The sequence below is a fragment of the Citrobacter sp. Cpa228 genome, from assembly GCF_030333085.1.
Taxonomy (GTDB): Bacteria; Pseudomonadota; Gammaproteobacteria; order Enterobacterales; family Enterobacteriaceae; genus Citrobacter; species Citrobacter pasteurii.
This window is the reverse complement of the sequence record NZ_JAOWGQ010000056.1, coordinates 149710-165460: the sequence shown is the minus strand read 5'-3', so window position 1 is coordinate 165460 and position 15751 is coordinate 149710. Positions and strand designations below refer to the sequence as shown.

General features: G+C 53.1%; 15 protein-coding genes. 7 read left to right on the top strand and 8 right to left on the bottom strand.

Annotation, left to right across the window (positions count from 1 at the left end; all coding sequences use genetic code 11):
• Nucleotides 1-5: 5 nt before the first annotated feature.
• The 4 genes from pdeD to pabB form a co-directional block, all read right to left on the bottom strand.
• On the bottom strand, nucleotides 6-1607 hold the full coding sequence (gene pdeD, locus OGX91_RS22605; protein ID WP_005122179.1) for a cyclic di-3',5'-guanosine monophosphate phosphodiesterase PdeD: 1602 nt from the start codon (nucleotides 1605-1607) through the stop codon (nucleotides 6-8).
• A gap of 130 nt (nucleotides 1608-1737) precedes the next feature.
• Nucleotides 1738-3102: an L-serine ammonia-lyase gene (gene sdaA, locus OGX91_RS22600; protein WP_040232340.1), complete on the bottom strand. Its 1365-nt coding sequence runs from the start codon at nucleotides 3100-3102 to the stop codon at nucleotides 1738-1740.
• Nucleotides 3103-3285: 183 nt separating this feature from the next.
• Nucleotides 3286-3864: a CoA pyrophosphatase gene (locus tag OGX91_RS22595; protein WP_005122183.1), complete on the bottom strand. Its 579-nt coding sequence runs from the start codon at nucleotides 3862-3864 to the stop codon at nucleotides 3286-3288.
• A gap of 3 nt (nucleotides 3865-3867) precedes the next feature.
• Complete coding sequence (gene pabB, locus OGX91_RS22590) at nucleotides 3868-5229, bottom strand: aminodeoxychorismate synthase component 1 (protein WP_286627348.1); 1362 nt, start codon at nucleotides 5227-5229, stop codon at nucleotides 3868-3870.
• A gap of 83 nt (nucleotides 5230-5312) precedes the next feature.
• Here pabB and OGX91_RS22585 point away from each other — a divergent pair, with 83 nt between their 5' ends.
• Nucleotides 5313-5492, top strand: coding sequence for a YoaH family protein (locus OGX91_RS22585; protein WP_003020986.1), 180 nt, complete (start codon nucleotides 5313-5315; stop codon nucleotides 5490-5492).
• 6 nt (nucleotides 5493-5498) lie between these two features.
• Here the strand turns inward: OGX91_RS22585 and OGX91_RS22580 are convergent, their stop codons facing one another.
• Entirely contained in the window at nucleotides 5499-5843 is a 345-nt protein-coding gene (locus tag OGX91_RS22580) for a RidA family protein (RefSeq protein ID WP_005122186.1), read from the bottom strand.
• A 141-nt stretch (nucleotides 5844-5984) separates the two neighbouring features.
• Here OGX91_RS22580 and yoaA point away from each other — a divergent pair, with 141 nt between their 5' ends.
• From yoaA to rnd, 5 genes are all read left to right on the top strand, one after another.
• Nucleotides 5985-7895: a DNA repair helicase YoaA gene (yoaA, locus tag OGX91_RS22575; protein WP_286627347.1), complete on the top strand. Its 1911-nt coding sequence runs from the start codon at nucleotides 5985-5987 to the stop codon at nucleotides 7893-7895.
• Between the two features lie 58 nt (nucleotides 7896-7953).
• Nucleotides 7954-8649: a tRNA (adenosine(37)-N6)-threonylcarbamoyltransferase complex dimerization subunit type 1 TsaB gene (gene tsaB / locus OGX91_RS22570; RefSeq protein ID WP_005122189.1), complete on the top strand. Its 696-nt coding sequence runs from the start codon at nucleotides 7954-7956 to the stop codon at nucleotides 8647-8649.
• 94 nt (nucleotides 8650-8743) lie between these two features.
• Complete coding sequence (locus tag OGX91_RS22565) at nucleotides 8744-9328, top strand: Slp family lipoprotein (RefSeq protein ID WP_005122191.1); 585 nt, start codon at nucleotides 8744-8746, stop codon at nucleotides 9326-9328.
• A 204-nt stretch (nucleotides 9329-9532) separates the two neighbouring features.
• Nucleotides 9533-11218: a long-chain-fatty-acid--CoA ligase FadD gene (gene fadD, locus OGX91_RS22560; protein ID WP_286627345.1), complete on the top strand. Its 1686-nt coding sequence runs from the start codon at nucleotides 9533-9535 to the stop codon at nucleotides 11216-11218.
• 84 nt (nucleotides 11219-11302) lie between these two features.
• Entirely contained in the window at nucleotides 11303-12418 is a 1116-nt protein-coding gene (gene rnd / locus OGX91_RS22555) for a ribonuclease D (protein ID WP_005122195.1), read from the top strand.
• 49 nt (nucleotides 12419-12467) lie between these two features.
• Here rnd and OGX91_RS22550 read toward each other — a convergent pair whose 3' ends face one another.
• Nucleotides 12468-13553: a tartrate dehydrogenase gene (locus tag OGX91_RS22550; RefSeq protein WP_188231674.1), complete on the bottom strand. Its 1086-nt coding sequence runs from the start codon at nucleotides 13551-13553 to the stop codon at nucleotides 12468-12470.
• Between the two features lie 103 nt (nucleotides 13554-13656).
• Here OGX91_RS22550 and OGX91_RS22545 point away from each other — a divergent pair, with 103 nt between their 5' ends.
• The gene (locus tag OGX91_RS22545) at nucleotides 13657-14574 is read left to right on the top strand and encodes a LysR family transcriptional regulator (RefSeq protein WP_005122199.1); all 918 of its coding nucleotides are present in this window, start codon (nucleotides 13657-13659) and stop codon (nucleotides 14572-14574) included.
• An 85-nt stretch (nucleotides 14575-14659) separates the two neighbouring features.
• Here the strand turns inward: OGX91_RS22545 and minE are convergent, their stop codons facing one another.
• Together minE and minD are read right to left on the bottom strand one after the other, a co-directional pair.
• Nucleotides 14660-14926, bottom strand: coding sequence for a cell division topological specificity factor MinE (gene minE, locus OGX91_RS22540; protein ID WP_001185666.1), 267 nt, complete (start codon nucleotides 14924-14926; stop codon nucleotides 14660-14662).
• A 3-nt stretch (nucleotides 14927-14929) separates the two neighbouring features.
• A complete protein-coding gene (minD, locus tag OGX91_RS22535) occupies nucleotides 14930-15742 on the bottom strand; it encodes a septum site-determining protein MinD (protein ID WP_005122235.1) in 813 nt (270 codons plus the stop codon).
• Between the last annotated feature and the right edge of the window lie 9 nt (nucleotides 15743-15751).

Sequence of the window (15751 nt, the reverse complement as noted above, 5' to 3'; positions counted from 1 at the left end):
CGGGGTTAGCGAAACGGCATAATGGGCATGATATGGTGCCCGTTATGCCTGGCGGGTGGTGGTGTACTGCCCGCCAGCCATTTGGGAAAATCACGAAGCGGCATCGGCTTCGCATACAAAAAACCCTGCAAGATATGTACGCCATGACGGCGTAAATGCTGCGCCTGTGCCTGCGTTTCTACGCCTTCAGCCACCAGTTCGATATTCAGCCTTTTTCCCAGCGCGATAATGATGTCTGTGACGGTTGAATTCACGGCGTCGGTTCCGATCGCCGAAGTAAATGATTTATCAATTTTCAGCACATCCGGGCGCAATTTTTCCAGCCAGGAGAGCGAACTGTTTCCGGTACCAAAATCGTCAATCGCCAGCTTAACGCCGAGGCGATTCAACTCGCGCACGATCCGATAATCCACATCCAGTAAGGCATCGCGTTCGGTCAGTTCAATAACCAGTTGCTGGATGGGATGCTGGCTGAACCAGTACTGATTGAGATCTTTTAACAGCGTACCGTGGCGGAAATGGCTGGCTGCAACATTGATACCGATATGAAACTGGCTACTCATCGGAAAAACGTGTCGTTGCTGAATGGTTTCTGCGATGACATGACGGGTAAGAGGGATAATCAGGTTGTGCTCTTCGGCGATAGGAATAAACACTTCCGGCGAAATCCAGCCCTGACGCGGGTTGTTCCAGCGCAACAGAATTTCTACACCCATACATTGCTGGGTCTGCGCGTTCAGCAGTGGCTGACAAAACAACTCGAACTCGTGTGCCGCGAGAGCCAGATTGATCTCCCAGGAAAAACTCATTCTGCTGGCGGTTGCCAGCCAGGCAAGGTATCCCACCAACAGGCTCAGGATCACCGCCAGCGGCAGTTGTGTCGGCAGATGTTTTATCGCCAATTCACTGGCGCCTGGGCCGGTGACGCTGATCGTGAAGGGGAAATGTTGCGATGAAAGCTGATAACGTTTTTCATCGTTCAGTGCAGGCAAGGTCTCGACAACACCTTGTCCGTAGAGCAGGTGGCGGTTACCGACGGTTAAACTGGCGTTGGTGATTTGCGGCGGCTGGGGTTCCAGCAGCATGGTCGACAATAAATCAATGTTGACGATTTCCAGCACCCCATTTTCGCCATCCGCGGAGGCCGGATACCACTGCGTCAGAATGGGACTACCTTTAATCAGTGAATGGTCGGTGGACAACAGCAGTTGCGCCTCCCGGCTCGGTAATTCAGGCTGAATTTGGCTGATAGGCACATTGCGATAGCCAAAGATACTGGAGCAATAAAGAATCCCCCCCTGAATCAGACTGATAGAGCGCACTGTTTGTAGCCTGGCAGCATGCTTGCTCAAAGGTAAACGCGCCACAGAGCAGGGAAGACCAATCAATGGGAGCAGTATATCGCGCCCGACCTGCAGTGGGAGCAGCACATCATCCAGTGCCTCAACGGCATGATTAGCAAAGGTGACAGTGTAACGATGATTTATATTACGCTCCGAAATAAATCGAACCGTTAATGTGAGAATGAGCGTCAGTAGTGCACATATTGTGCAGACGATTAAGCGATTACGGCGATAGTTTTGAATGATCCGTTGTGCTGTTTGCATGCGGGCCGCCTGATAAGCCGTTGGTCCCAGAAGCCAACAGCAACAGAGCAAGTGTAGTGGGGAAAATTACAGTAGACGAGCGAGAAGGGGTAAATTCGCCCATCCGTCGCAGATGGGCGAAAATTAAGTATTAGTCACACTGGACTTTGATTGCCAGGCCACCGCGTGATGTTTCGCGGTATTTGGCGTTCATATCTTTGCCTGTTTCGTACATGGTTTCGATGACTTTATCCAGCGAGACTCGCGGCGCGCTGGTACGGCGCATCGCCATACGTGCGGCGTTAATCGCCTTCACGGAAGCAATGGCGTTACGTTCGATGCACGGAACCTGTACCTGTCCGGCAACCGGGTCGCAGGTTAAGCCGAGGTTATGCTCCATACCGATCTCGGCAGCCACACAAACTTGTTCCGGGCTGGCGCCCAGGAGCTCAGCCAGACCTGCAGCAGCCATGGAACATGCCACACCGACTTCACCCTGACAGCCTACTTCGGCGCCAGAGATAGAGGCGTTCATCTTGTACAACGCGCCAATTGCCCCCGCCGCCAGGAAATAACGGGTGTAGATATCCGGGCTGACAGATTCAATAAAGTGATCGTAGTAAGCCAGAACGGCAGGCACGATCCCGCAGGCACCGTTAGTGGGTGCTGTTACTACGCGACCACCTGCGGCGTTTTCTTCGTTAACCGCCAGCGCGAACATATTCACCCAGTCGATCACGTTCATCGGATCGTTGGAGAGCTTGTCGCTGGAAACCAGCATACGACGCAGGGCGGAAGCACGACGAGGAACGCGCAGCGGCCCCGGCAGCACACCTTCGGTGTTCATGCCGCGATCGATACAAGCCTGCATGGTCTGCCAGACGTGGCCAAAGTACTCTTCAATCTCTTTTTTACTGTGCAGCGCGAGTTCGTTCTGCATCGCCATGCCAGAGAGAGACAGGCCGGTGCTGTTGCAGTATTCCAGCATTTCGGTCGCGGACTTGAACGGATAAGGCACGCTGACCTCGCCCGCAGCATCCTGACCAAAATGTTCTTCATCAACGATGAATCCACCGCCAATGGAATAGTACGTCTTACTGTAAATGACGGTTTCGCCGTTGTACGCATGAATCTGCATCCCGTTTTCATGCAGCGGCAGGTTGCCGTTGTGAAAACGCATCCCGTCATTCTGCGGGAAATCCACTTCGTGCTGCCCCTGAGCAAGCAGCAGGCGCCCACGCGTTTCTACGTCGCGGATAAATCCGGGGATGCTGTCAATATCCACGGTAGCAGGCTCATTGCCCGCCAGACCCATAATAATGGCGATATCGGTGTGGTGACCTTTACCCGTGAGCGACAGTGAACCATACACGTCGACGGCGACACGAGTAACGTTGTCCAGTAATCCTTTTTCGACCAGGTCATCGACGAACTGTTTACCCGCCTTCATAGGCCCTACGGTATGGGAAGATGAGGGACCAATCCCCACCTTAAACATGTCGAATAGACTAATCACGATAATACTCCTACAGGGCGACTGGGGTTTCCAGTAACGATGTTATAACTGCGCATAGTGTAAGAGGGAACGCGGCGATCGGCTTAACTATTCACATGAATTAAACTAATAGATAACCGCGGTTTTACTAATGTTGTGACCTGAGTTTCAAGTTGTCTATGGAGTGCGTAAAGATAAGTATAGTCAGGGCTTGACGCCAATTTGCAGAGCCAGCTCACGAATTATTCCGGCGGTCATTCCCCAGACGAAATATTGCTCATACCAGGAAAGCCATACACGATGTGAATCGCCGCGACGGTAGATATCCAACGGATGATAGCGACCTAAATGCAGGGCCTGCGCCAGCGGCATTTCGAACACCGCAGACACTTCATCCTCACTGGCGCGATACGGTAAATTTGGCGGGATAATACCTACCACTGGCGTGACCTGGAATCCGGTAACGCTGTCGACCGGCGGCAGCACGCCAATCACCTCAACGCAAGAAGGTGGGATCGCCACTTCTTCCTGTGCTTCACGAAGGGCGGCGGCAATCAATGATGCATCGCTGCTGTCCACCGCGCCGCCGGGAAAGGCGACCTGCCCGGCGTGCTTGCGCAGATGAACGGATCGCTGGGTTAACAGCAATCCCGGCTGCGCACGGCGTACGACAGGGATCAGTACGGCGGCCTGGCGCTGGTTTAACGCGGCATGATTGACCTGCGGGCGCAGGAGTTGGAAGCGCGATAAAAAGTCATCAAGCGTCAGGCTGCTGTATTCCACGTGTCAGTTCTCCAGTTGGTGCAAAATACGATTCACTTTATCAAACGTTTCCTGATACTCCGCGTCTTCCTGACTGTCTGCCACAATACCACCGCCTGCGGAGCAATAAATTTGTCCGTTTGTGGCTGTCAGCGTGCGAATGGTGATGCTGGTATCCATATTGCCGCAAAAGCTCAGATAACCAATGCTACCGCACCAGGCGTTGCGTCTTTGCGGCTCCAGTTGGTCGATAATTTCCATCGCCCGCACTTTTGGCGCGCCGGTGATGGAGCCGCCAGGGAAGGCGGCGCGCAGCAGGTCGGTGGCATGCAATGACTCTGACAAGCGGGCGGTAATGGTGCTGACCAAATGATGAACAGCAGGGAACGGTTCGACCACAAACAGCTCCGGAACCTGTACCGAACCCGGTGTGGCAACGCGACCAATATCATTACGCATCAAATCGACGATCATCAGATTTTCCGCGCGATCTTTCGCTGAATTTGCCAGCCGTTGGGCCTGCTCACGATCGGCGGTGGTATCTTCAAGCCTGGGCAGCGTACCTTTAATCGGACGCGTCTGGATGTGCTGATTCTCCAGCAGAATAAAACGTTCTGGCGAAAGGCTGAGGATTGCACCTTCCTCAAGACGAATGAACGCGCTAAACGGGGCGCGGTTGGCGTGATTGAGTGTGACAAATGCCTGCCACTCATCGCCCTGGTAACGCGCCTGAAAACGCTGGGCAAGGTTGACCTGGTAACAGTCGCCACTGTGCAGATACCCCTGCACCTGGCGGAATTTTTCGCCATACTGGGCACGGCTCATATTGGACTGCCACGCCGAGGTCAATGAAAATGGCTCGCGTACCGGCGGTAGTTGATTTTCGAGCCACGTCAGACGGGCATGCACATCGCTATGGCTAAGCAGTGACACGCTCTGTAGCTGGTGATCGACAATCAGCGCCCAGTCGTAAATGCCTACCGCCATATCCGGTAGCGCAATATCGGGTTCGGCACGAGAGGGCAGAGATTCAAAGCGTCGGCCAAGATCGTAGCCGAACAGACCTAACGCCCCGCCCTGAAACGGCAGGTCGGGATGATAATCAGGATGAATCTGGCGGGCGTTGAGCACTGAGTGTAATACCGTCATCGGATCATCAAGCGTGCGTACACAGGTGAGTCCGTCCTGCACAACGGTCTCTTCAGCCTGCGTAACCAGCGTGGCGATGGGATCCGCCACCAGGATATCAAAGCGGCTATGCGGATGGTCGGCATGACCTGAATGCAACAGCATCGCCCAGGGCAGATGGCTTAAGGTCGAAAAATAGCGTTCAGCGGCGTCCTGACGCCAGGGTAATGTGATTATTGCGGGAGATAACGTCTTCATCAGTCCTGACTCGTTGCTACTCTACTGGCTAACTGCCCGGTAGCATGAAATAATAAGCGCAGACAATTTAGCAGGAGTTAACAATGTTTGCAGGTTTACCTTCACTCAGTCATGAGCAGCAGCAAAAAGCGGTAGAGCGCATTCAGGAACTGATGTCGCAAGGGATGAGCAGCGGACAAGCTATTGCTCTGGTCGCTGAAGAGTTACGCGCCAGTCATACCGGCGAGCGGATCGTGGCGCGTTTTGAAGATGAAGACGAATAACGCCGCTTAAACTGCAGCGATAATCTTAATCTCAACTTTGTATTTCGGGTTCATCAACCCGGCCTGAACGGTACAACGTACTGGCGCGTGACCCGCAACAACCCACGCGTCCCAGGCTTTGTTCATGGCGGCAAAATCACTTTTGTCTGCCAGGAACAGGGTGGCATCAAGGATACGTGACTTGTCGCTGCCTTGTTTTTCCAGCACCGCATCAATTTGCGCCAGCGTATTTGCCGTTTGCTCAAAAGCGTCTGCATCCAGATTTTCCGGCACGCCGGTGTAATACAGCGTGTTGTTGTGGATAACCACGTCGGACCAACGCGCTTCGGCATCAATGCGCACAATCGTCATAAATCATTCCTCATTTACGTTTTTTCATAATGGCTTTGGGTTGCGCCAAGACTGCCATAATGTTGTGCCCACGTCACCTCTTCAACTGGCGAAAGACCCGCTGGCCTGACATAATCCCTGTTCAAATGAACAGGGGGCAGTGTGACGGACGATTTTGCAGCAGACGGTCAGTTGGCTAAAGCGATACCAGGTTTTAAACCGCGTGAACCACAGCGGCAGATGGCCTTTGCCGTCAGTCATGCTATCGAAAAATCACAGCCGCTGGTTGTCGAAGCCGGAACCGGAACGGGTAAAACCTACGCCTATCTTGCCCCTGCGCTGCGCGCTGGTAAGAAGGTAATTGTCTCCACGGGTTCGAAGGCATTACAGGATCAGCTCTACAGTCGCGATCTTCCCACCGTTGCCAACGCACTGAAATTCACCGGTAAGCTGGCGTTGCTAAAAGGGCGCTCCAACTACCTGTGTCTGGAACGCCTCGAACAGCAGGCGCTGGCGGGGGGCGACCTGCCGGTACAAACCTTAAGCGACGTCATTCTGCTGCGCTCATGGTCAAATCAAACCCTTGATGGCGACATCAGCACCTGCGTCAGCGTGGCGGAAGACTCTCAGGCCTGGCCGCTGGTGACCAGTACAAACGATAATTGCCTTGGCAGCGACTGTCCGCTGTATAAAGAGTGCTTTGTCGTCAAAGCCCGTAAAACAGCAATGGATGCCGATGTAGTGGTGGTCAACCATCATCTGTTTCTCGCCGATATGGTGGTGAAAGAGAGTGGATTTGGTGAATTAATCCCCGAGGCAGATGTGATGATCTTCGATGAAGCGCACCAGTTACCGGATATCGCCAGTCAATACTTTGGTCAATCGCTCTCCAGCCGCCAACTTCTGGATCTGGCAAAAGACATCACCATTGCTTATCGCACCGAGCTGAAAGACACCCAGCAACTGCAAAAATGCGCCGACCGCCTGGCGCAAAGCGCGCAGGACTTTCGCTTACAGCTAGGCGAGCCGGGCTATCGCGGAAACCTGCGTGAACTGCTGGCCGACCAGCGCGTGCAGCGCGCGTTTTTGCTGCTCGATGACACACTTGAGTTGTGTTATGACGTGGCGAAGCTGTCTCTTGGGCGTTCGGCGTTGCTGGATGCCGCGTTTGAACGCGCCACACTTTACCGTGCGCGCCTGAAGCGTCTGAAAGAGATCAACCAGCCAGGTTTCAGCTACTGGTATGAATGTACCTCCCGTCATTTCACCCTTGCGCTGACGCCGCTCACGGTGGCGGATAAATTCAAAGAAGTGATGGCGCAAAAGCCGGGCTGCTGGATTTTTACCTCCGCGACGCTGTCGGTAAACGATGACCTCCACCATTTCACCGCGCGGCTGGGGATTGACGATGCCGAGTCGATGCTGCTGCCGAGTCCTTTTGATTACACGCGTCAGGCACTGCTGTGCGTACCACGCAATCTGCCGCAAACCAACCAGCCGGGTGCTGCGCGTCAGTTGGCATCGATGCTACGTCCCATTATCGAAGCGAACAACGGTCGCTGCTTTATGCTGTGTACCTCGCACGCGATGATGCGCGATCTGGCGGAACAATTCCGCGCCACCATGACGCTTCCCGTTCTGCTGCAGGGCGAAACCAGTAAAGGGCAACTGCTGCAGCAGTTTGTCAGCGCAGGTAATGCCTTGCTGGTTGCCACCAGTAGTTTCTGGGAAGGGGTAGACGTGCGTGGCGATACGCTGTCGCTGGTGATTATCGATAAGTTGCCGTTTACCTCCCCGGACGATCCGCTGTTAAAAGCGCGGATGGAAGACTGCCGACTGCGCGGCGGCGATCCTTTCGAAGAGGTACAGCTCCCGGATGCGGTCATCACCCTGAAACAGGGGGTAGGGCGACTGATCCGTGATGCTGACGACCGCGGTGTGCTGGTGATTTGTGATAACCGTCTGGTGATGCGCCCTTATGGCGCGACCTTCCTGGCAAGCCTTCCGCCTGCGCCACGCACGCGTGATATTGCGCGTGCTGTTCGCTTTCTTGCTATACCATCGTCTGAGTAATTTGTTACGGAGTGTGGTAAGATGCGCGCCAAATTTATTGATCTGATCACAAACACCCATGCGAATTCTGGCTATCGATACCGCCACAGAGGCGTGCTCTGTTGCCCTGTGGAATGACGGTACTATCAAGGCTCATTTCGAGCTTTGCCCACGAGAACACACCCAACGAATTTTACCGATGGTCGAGGAAATCCTGGCCGCCGGCGATCTCACGTTAACCGACATCGACGCCCTGGCGTTTGGTCGCGGTCCCGGCAGTTTCACCGGTGTCCGTATTGGGATTGGCATTGCTCAGGGGCTGGCGTTAGGTGCGAATTTACCGATGATTGGCGTTTCCACTCTCGCGACAATGGCGCAGGGAGCCTGGCGTAAGTCGGGCGCTACCCGCGTACTGGCCGCGATCGACGCGCGAATGGGCGAAGTCTACTGGGCCGAATACCAGCGTGATGAGAACGGTAACTGGCACGGTGAAGAGACCGAAGCGGTGTTAACCCCTGAGCAGGTGCATGAGCGTTTACTGCAGTTGTCTGGTGAGTGGGTAACGGTCGGAACGGGCTGGCCTGCCTGGCCTGAACTGGGTAAAGACAGCGGTCTGACACTCAGCGATGGCGACGTTTTGCTTCCGGCTGCTGAAGATATGCTGCCTGTCGCCATGCAAATGCTGGCTGCCGGTAAGACCGTGGCGGTTGAACATGCTGAACCGGTTTATTTACGTAACACCGTGGCATGGAAGAAACTTCCCGGTAAAGAATGAATCTTAGTAGTACATCCCCGGTTAATTTTTATCGACGTCAGTGCACAGCATTGTGAACAGGCCGGGGCAGAAGCTAAGAAAAGGGAGTCGTAATATGGCGGTGCAAAAGCAGTTATTGAAAGGTGTGTTGGCAGGCGCATTAGCGTTAATGCTAAGCGGCTGCGTCACCATCCCGGACGCGATTAAAGGTTCGAGTCCTACGCCGCAGCAGGATCTGGTGCGGGTGATGAATGCGCCGCAGCTGTATGTCGGACAGGAAGCCCGTTTCGGCGGCAAAGTGGTGAATATTCAAAACCAGCAGGGGAAATCCCGACTGGAGATCGCCACCATGCCGCTCGATAGTGGGGCACGACCGATTCTGGGCGAAGCGTCACGCGGGCGAATTTATGCCGATGTTAACGGTTTCCTCGATCCGGTAGATTTTCGTGGTCAACTGGTCACTGTCGTCGGTTCGATTAGCGGTACAGTGGACGGAAAAATCGGCAATACCCCGTATAAATTCATGCTGATGCAGGTAACTGGCTATAAACGCTGGCATATTACTCAGCAAATTGTGATGCCGCCACAGCCAATTGACCCCTGGTTCTACGGTGCGCGTGGCTGGCCTTACGGTGGCTACGGCGGATGGGGATGGTACAATCCCGGTCCCGCGCAGGTTCAGACGATAGTAACAGAGTAACTCTTTGTTTTAATGATAAAAGAAACAGCGGCTCGTCCGCTGTTTCTGCATTAACGTGGATATAAGAAAAATAAATAGTGACGTGCTTCGCAACCTTGTCGTTGTGTAATAAACAAACTGGTACGCTGAGTTAATATTATGTTAACAGTTTGTTTATTGCCTGGGGTTGTGATGACGACGAATACGCATTTTAGAGGTGATGTATTGAAAAAGGTTTGGCTTAACCGTTATCCCGCAGATGTTCCCGCGGAGATCAATCCTGACCGTTATCAATCCCTGGTGGAACTCTTTGAACACTCAGTAAGACGGTATGCCGATCAGCCCGCGTTTGTAAACATGGGGGAGGTGATGACCTTCCGCAAGCTTGAAGAGCGTAGCCGGGCGTTTGCGGCCTATTTGCAACAAGGCCTTGGGCTGAAAAAGGGCGATCGCGTCGCGCTGATGATGCCGAATCTGCTGCAATATCCGGTCGCACTGTTTGGGATTTTACGTGCAGGCATGATCGTCGTGAACGTTAACCCGCTGTACACGCCTCGCGAGCTGGAGCATCAACTCAACGATAGCGGTGCGTCGGCGATCGTCATCGTCTCTAACTTTGCTCACACGCTGGAGAAAGTGGTCGATAAGACCTCGGTTCAACACGTGATCCTCACGCGTATGGGCGATCAGTTGTCGACCGCGAAAGGGACGCTGGTTAACTTCGTCGTGAAATATATCAAGCGTCTGGTGCCGAAATATCATCTGCCGGATGCCATCTCATTTCGCAGTGCGCTGCAAAACGGCTACCGCATGCAGTATGTGAAGCCGGAAGTTGTGTCTGAAGATTTGGCTTTCCTGCAGTATACCGGTGGTACCACCGGCGTGGCGAAAGGCGCGATGCTCACGCACCGCAACATGCTGGCTAACCTGGAGCAGGTTAATGCCACTTACGGACCGTTGCTGCATCCGGGTAAAGAGCTGGTGGTGACGGCGTTACCGCTGTATCACATTTTCGCGCTCACCATGAACTGCCTGCTGTTTATTGAACTGGGCGGACAAAACCTGCTGATCACTAACCCGCGTGATATTCCGGGGCTGGTGAAAGAGCTGGCAAAATACCCGTTTACCGCGATGACCGGCGTCAATACGTTGTTTAACGCGTTGCTGAATAACAAGGAGTTCCAGCAACTGGACTTCTCGTCACTGCACCTTTCCGCAGGCGGCGGGATGCCGGTTCAACAGGCGGTAGCGGAACGTTGGGTGAAGCTGACGGGTCAGTACCTGCTGGAAGGCTATGGCCTGACGGAGTGCGCTCCGCTGGTGAGTGTCAACCCGCACGATATCGACTACCATAGTGGCAGCATCGGGTTACCGGTTCCTTCCACCGAGGTCAAACTGGTGGATGATGACGACAACGAAGTGCCACCGGGAGAACCGGGCGAACTGTGCGTGAAAGGTCCGCAGGTGATGCTGGGGTACTGGCAGCGACCAGACGCCACTGATGAAATCGTCAAAGACGGCTGGCTACACACCGGCGATATTGCAGTAATGGACGACGAAGGCTTCCTGCGTATTGTCGATCGTAAGAAAGATATGATCCTGGTGTCGGGTTTTAACGTTTATCCGAACGAAATTGAAGACGTAGTCATGCAGCATCCTGGCGTTCAGGAAGTGGCTGCTGTCGGCGTACCGTCGGGCAGCAGCGGTGAGGCGGTAAAAATCTTTGTGGTGAAAAAGGATGCATCGTTAACCGATGAAGCGCTGGTTACTTTTTGCCGTCGTCATCTGACAGGCTACAAAGTTCCGAAACTGGTGGAATTCCGTGATGAATTGCCGAAATCTAACGTCGGTAAAATTTTGCGACGAGAATTACGTGACGAAGCGCGCGCCAAAGTGGACAATAAAGGCTGAGCGTTAAGACAGCCAGCAGAAAGCGCCGGATAATCCGGCGTTTTTTTTGGCGAAAACCTAAGAGAGCACGATTTGAATTATCAAATGATCACTACGGACGACGCGTTAGCCACGCTGTGCGAAGCCGTCCGTGAATTTCCGGCGATAGCCCTGGATACAGAATTTGTTCGCACGCGTACCTACTACCCGCAGTTGGGGCTGATCCAGCTGTTTGATGGCAAACACGTTGCTCTGATTGACCCGCTAGAGATCACCGACTGGTCGCCGCTGCGCGATATTTTGCGTGATACCGCCATTACCAAATTCCTGCATGCCGGCAGTGAAGACCTGGAAGTGTTTCTCAACACGTTTGGTGAACTCCCGCAACCACTTATCGATACACAGATTCTGGCCGCCTTTTGTGGGCGCCCGCTGTCGTGGGGCTTTGCTGCGATGGTGGAAGAGTTCACCGGGGTGGTGCTGGATAAAAGTGAATCACGTACCGACTGGCTGGCCAGACCGCTGACCGAGCGGCAGTGCGAATATGCGGCGGCAGATGTCTGGTATTTATTACCGATCACCACAAAGCTGATGGCAGAAACCGATGCGTCCGGCTGGTTGCCCGCTGCGCTGGACGAATGTCGTTTGATGCAACAGCGTCGTCAGGAAATTCTGGCGCCCGAAGATGCGTGGCGAGAAATTACCAATGCCTGGCAATTGCGTACCCGTCAGCTCGCCTGTTTGCAACTACTGGCCGACTGGCGGTTGCGCAAAGCGCGTGAACGTGATCTGGCGGTAAACTTCGTGGTGCGCGAAGAACATCTGTGGGCGGTTGCCCGCTATATGCCGGGAAGTCTGGGGGAACTGGATAGCCTGGGTCTCTCAGGGAGTGAAATTCGCTTCCATGGTAAGACGCTGATTTCACTGGTCGAGAAAGCGCAGGCAATGCCGGAAGAAGCCTTGCCGCAACCGTTGCTGAATCTGATGGATATGCCGGGTTATCGCAAGGCGTTCAAAGCCATTAAAGCCCTGGTGGCCGAAGTGAGTGCGGAGCAGAATCTTAGCGTGGAACTCCTTGCTTCGCGTCGTCAAATCAACCAGCTGCTCAACTGGCACTGGAAATTAAAGCCGCAGGCATGTCTGCCGGAGCTGATTTCCGGTTGGCGTGGCGAACTGATGGCAGAACGACTCAACGCGCTGCTGCAGGAATACCCACAGTAGAAAACCTAAAAAACGGGAGCTGGTGCTCCCGTTTTTAATCGGACTCGCGTTAGCGACACAGTGCCTGGCGAATGGCTTCACCTACCTGTTGAGTGGTGGCATTGCCTTTCATATCCGGCGTTTTAGGGCCGTTGGCAATAACCTGTTCAATCGCTGCCAGAATGCCATCGTGGGCCGCCTGATAATTCGCATCGCCGTTGCCAAGGAAATCCAGCATCATCGCACCAGCCCAGATGGTAGCAATTGGGTTAGCAATATTCTTGCCGTAGATATCCGGGGCCGAACCGTGGACCGGTTCAAACAATGATGGGAAGGTTCGTTCCGGATTTAAGTTAGCCGAGGGTGCAATGCCAATCGTGCCAGTGCAGGCTGGCCCCAAATCGGACAGGATGTCGCCAAACAGGTTAGAGGCGACCACCACGTCAAAACGCTCCGGTTGCATGACAAAACGGGCGCACAGAATATCGATATGCTGTTTATCCCAGCGGATTTCAGGGTACTGGGCGGCCATTGCTTCAACGCGCTCATCCCAGTAAGGCATGCTGATGGCAAGGCCGTTTGATTTGGTGGCCGAGGTCAGTGTTTTACGCGGACGGCTCTGCGCCAGTTCAAACGCATAACGCAAAATGCGATCAACGCCACGACGTGTGAAGACCGACTCCTGAATGACCACTTCATGTTCGGTACCCTCGCTTATGCGCCCGCCCAGTGAAGAATACTCGCCTTCGGTGTTTTCACGCACAACGTAGAAATCAATGTCGCCGGGTTTCTTACCCGCCAATGGGCAAGGAACACCAGGAAACAGGCGTACCGGACGCAGATTGACGTATTGATCGAACTCACGACGAAACTTGAGTAACGAGCCCCATAGTGAGATGTGATCCGGTACAGTGTCTGGCCACCCGACGGCACCAAAGTAAATAGCATCGAAGGATTTCAACTGTTCATGCCAGTCATCCGGCATCATCTTGCCGTGATGCGTATAGTACTCGCAACTGGCCCATTCCATTTGTTCAACGCTAAGCGACAGGTCCCAGCGTTCGGCGGCAGCTTGTAACACATGAATGCCTTCAGGCAGGACTTCTTTACCAATGCCATCTCCGGGAATAGCGGCAATACGACAGGTTTTCTTCATAGCAGCTCTCACTTGTACGCCATCAAAATTGACTTTCCCCTTATCCTATAATTGACTGATTAATAGTTAATCCCCCTAACTGGTGAAACATAAAACACAGATCATGAATAATCTGCCGCTGTTAAATGATTTACGCGTCTTTATGCTGGTTGCCCGCCGTGCGGGTTTTGCCGCCGTTGCCGAGGAACTGGGGGTTTCACCGGCTTTTATCAGCAAGCGTGTTGCATTGCTGGAACAGACACTGAACGTGGTGTTGTTACACCGTACAACACGGCGTGTCACCATCACGGAAGAAGGGGAACGGATCTATGAATGGGCCCAGCGGATCCTGCAGGATGTGGATCAGATGATGGATGAGCTGTCTGATGTCCGACAGATCCCGCAGGGAATGTTACGTATTATCAGCAGCTTTGGTTTTGGTCGCCGTGTAGTGGCTCCGGCGTTGTCAGCGCTGGCAAAAGAGTATCCGCAGCTGGAGTTGCGGTTTGACGTTGAGGATCGGTTAGTCGATCTGGTTAATGAAGGTGTCGATCTTGATATCCGCATCGGGGATGATATTGCACCTAATTTGATCGCACGTAAGTTGGCAACCAATTATCGAATATTGTGTGCATCACCTGAGTTTGTGGCGCAGCACGGTACACCGAAACAGCTGAACGATCTGTCCATGTTGCCCTGCCTGGTGATTAAAGAGCGCGATCATCCATTTGGCATCTGGCAAATGCGTAATAAAGAGGGCGTGCACTCGATCAAGGTGACGGGGCCGCTCTCCTCCAATCATGGCGAAGTTGTTCACCAATGGTGTGTGGATGGCCTGGGGATTGCGCTACGTTCATGGTGGGATGTCTGCGATAACATCGCCAGTGGGCATCTGGTTCATATATTGCCTGACTATTATCAACCAGCAAATATTTGGGCTGTTTATGTGTCACGTCTGGCGACGTCGGCAAAAATCCGTATTACCGTGGAGTATTTACGTCGCTATTTTGCTGAGAACTACCCGAAGTTCAGTTTGGAATAAATGTGGCGTAGCCTGGACTACGATCAAAAATAAAAAAGGCAGAATAATCTGCCTTTTTTCAACCATGACTCATTTACAAAAGACGCTATTTAGACTCTTCTGCTTCAGGTAAAGTCACGTTAAGTTCGAGGATAGAAATATCGCCGTCTTTTTGTTCAAGCTGTACGGTGACCATTTCAGGGTCAATTTGTACATACTTGCAGATAACCTCGAGAATATCTTTCCTCAGCTGCGGTAAATAATGTGGCTCGGCGTCACTACGACGACGTTCCGCAACAATAATCTGCAGTCGCTCTTTAGCGATGTTCGCTGTGCTCTTTTTCCGCGAGAGAAAAAAATCCAGTAATGCCATAACTTATCCTCCGAACAGGCGTTTGAGGAAACCTTTCTTCTCTTCTTCAATGAAGCGGAAAGGACGTTCTTCTCCCAACAGACGGTCTACGGTATCAGCATAGGCTTTACCGGCATCAGCATTGATGTCGAGAATAACCGGCTCACCCTGGTTAGACGCGCGCAGGACTGACTGATCTTCAGGAATCACGCCAACCAGCTTGATTCGCAGAATTTCCAGTACGTCTTCCATGCTGAGCATGTCACCTTTATTTACGCGGCCAGGGTTATAGCGCGTAAGCAGCAGATGCTCTTTAATCGGATCTTCGCCATTTTCAGCACGACGAGATTTCGACGCCAGAATACCCAGAATACGGTCAGAGTCACGTACAGAAGACACTTCCGGGTTGGTGGTAATAATGGCTTCGTCGGCAAAATACAGGGCCATCAGCGCACCGGTCTCAATACCTGCCGGGGAGTCGCAGACGATGAAGTCAAAATCCATCGCTTTCAGATCGTCCAGAACTTTCGCGACGCCTTCACGGGTCAGCGCGTCTTTATCACGAGTCTGTGAGGCCGGAAGAATAAAGAGATTTTCGGTACGTTTATCTTTGATCAACGCCTGATTTAACGACGCATCGCCCTGAATAACGTTGACGAAGTCATAAACGACGCGACGTTCACAACCCATAATCAAATCAAGGTTACGCAGGCCGATATCAAAATCAATAACGACAGTTTTCTTTCCCTTCTGGGCCAAACCTGTAGCGATGGCCGCGCTGGAGGTGGTTTTGCCAACGCCCCCTTTACCCGAAGTAACAACAATAATGCGTGCCATAGAAATTCC

What these genes read in the sequence shown, in the direction of transcription:
- pdeD (WP_005122179.1), bottom strand. Translation starts at nt 1,607, where the DNA reads ATGCAAACAGCACAACGGATCATTCAAAACTATCGCCGTAATCGCTTA.
- pabB (WP_286627348.1), bottom strand. Translation starts at nt 5,229, where the DNA reads ATGAAGACGTTATCTCCCGCAATAATCACATTACCCTGGCGTCAGGAC.
- OGX91_RS22585 (WP_003020986.1), top strand. Translation starts at nt 5,313, where the DNA reads ATGTTTGCAGGTTTACCTTCACTCAGTCATGAGCAGCAGCAAAAAGCG.
- OGX91_RS22580 (WP_005122186.1), bottom strand. Translation starts at nt 5,843, where the DNA reads ATGACGATTGTGCGCATTGATGCCGAAGCGCGTTGGTCCGACGTGGTT.
- tsaB (WP_005122189.1), top strand. Translation starts at nt 7,954, where the DNA reads ATGCGAATTCTGGCTATCGATACCGCCACAGAGGCGTGCTCTGTTGCC.
- OGX91_RS22565 (WP_005122191.1), top strand. Translation starts at nt 8,744, where the DNA reads ATGGCGGTGCAAAAGCAGTTATTGAAAGGTGTGTTGGCAGGCGCATTA.
- rnd (WP_005122195.1), top strand. Translation starts at nt 11,303, where the DNA reads ATGATCACTACGGACGACGCGTTAGCCACGCTGTGCGAAGCCGTCCGT.
- OGX91_RS22550 (WP_188231674.1), bottom strand. Translation starts at nt 13,553, where the DNA reads ATGAAGAAAACCTGTCGTATTGCCGCTATTCCCGGAGATGGCATTGGT.
- OGX91_RS22545 (WP_005122199.1), top strand. Translation starts at nt 13,657, where the DNA reads ATGAATAATCTGCCGCTGTTAAATGATTTACGCGTCTTTATGCTGGTT.
- minE (WP_001185666.1), bottom strand. Translation starts at nt 14,926, where the DNA reads ATGGCATTACTGGATTTTTTTCTCTCGCGGAAAAAGAGCACAGCGAAC.
- minD (WP_005122235.1), bottom strand. Translation starts at nt 15,742, where the DNA reads ATGGCACGCATTATTGTTGTTACTTCGGGTAAAGGGGGCGTTGGCAAA.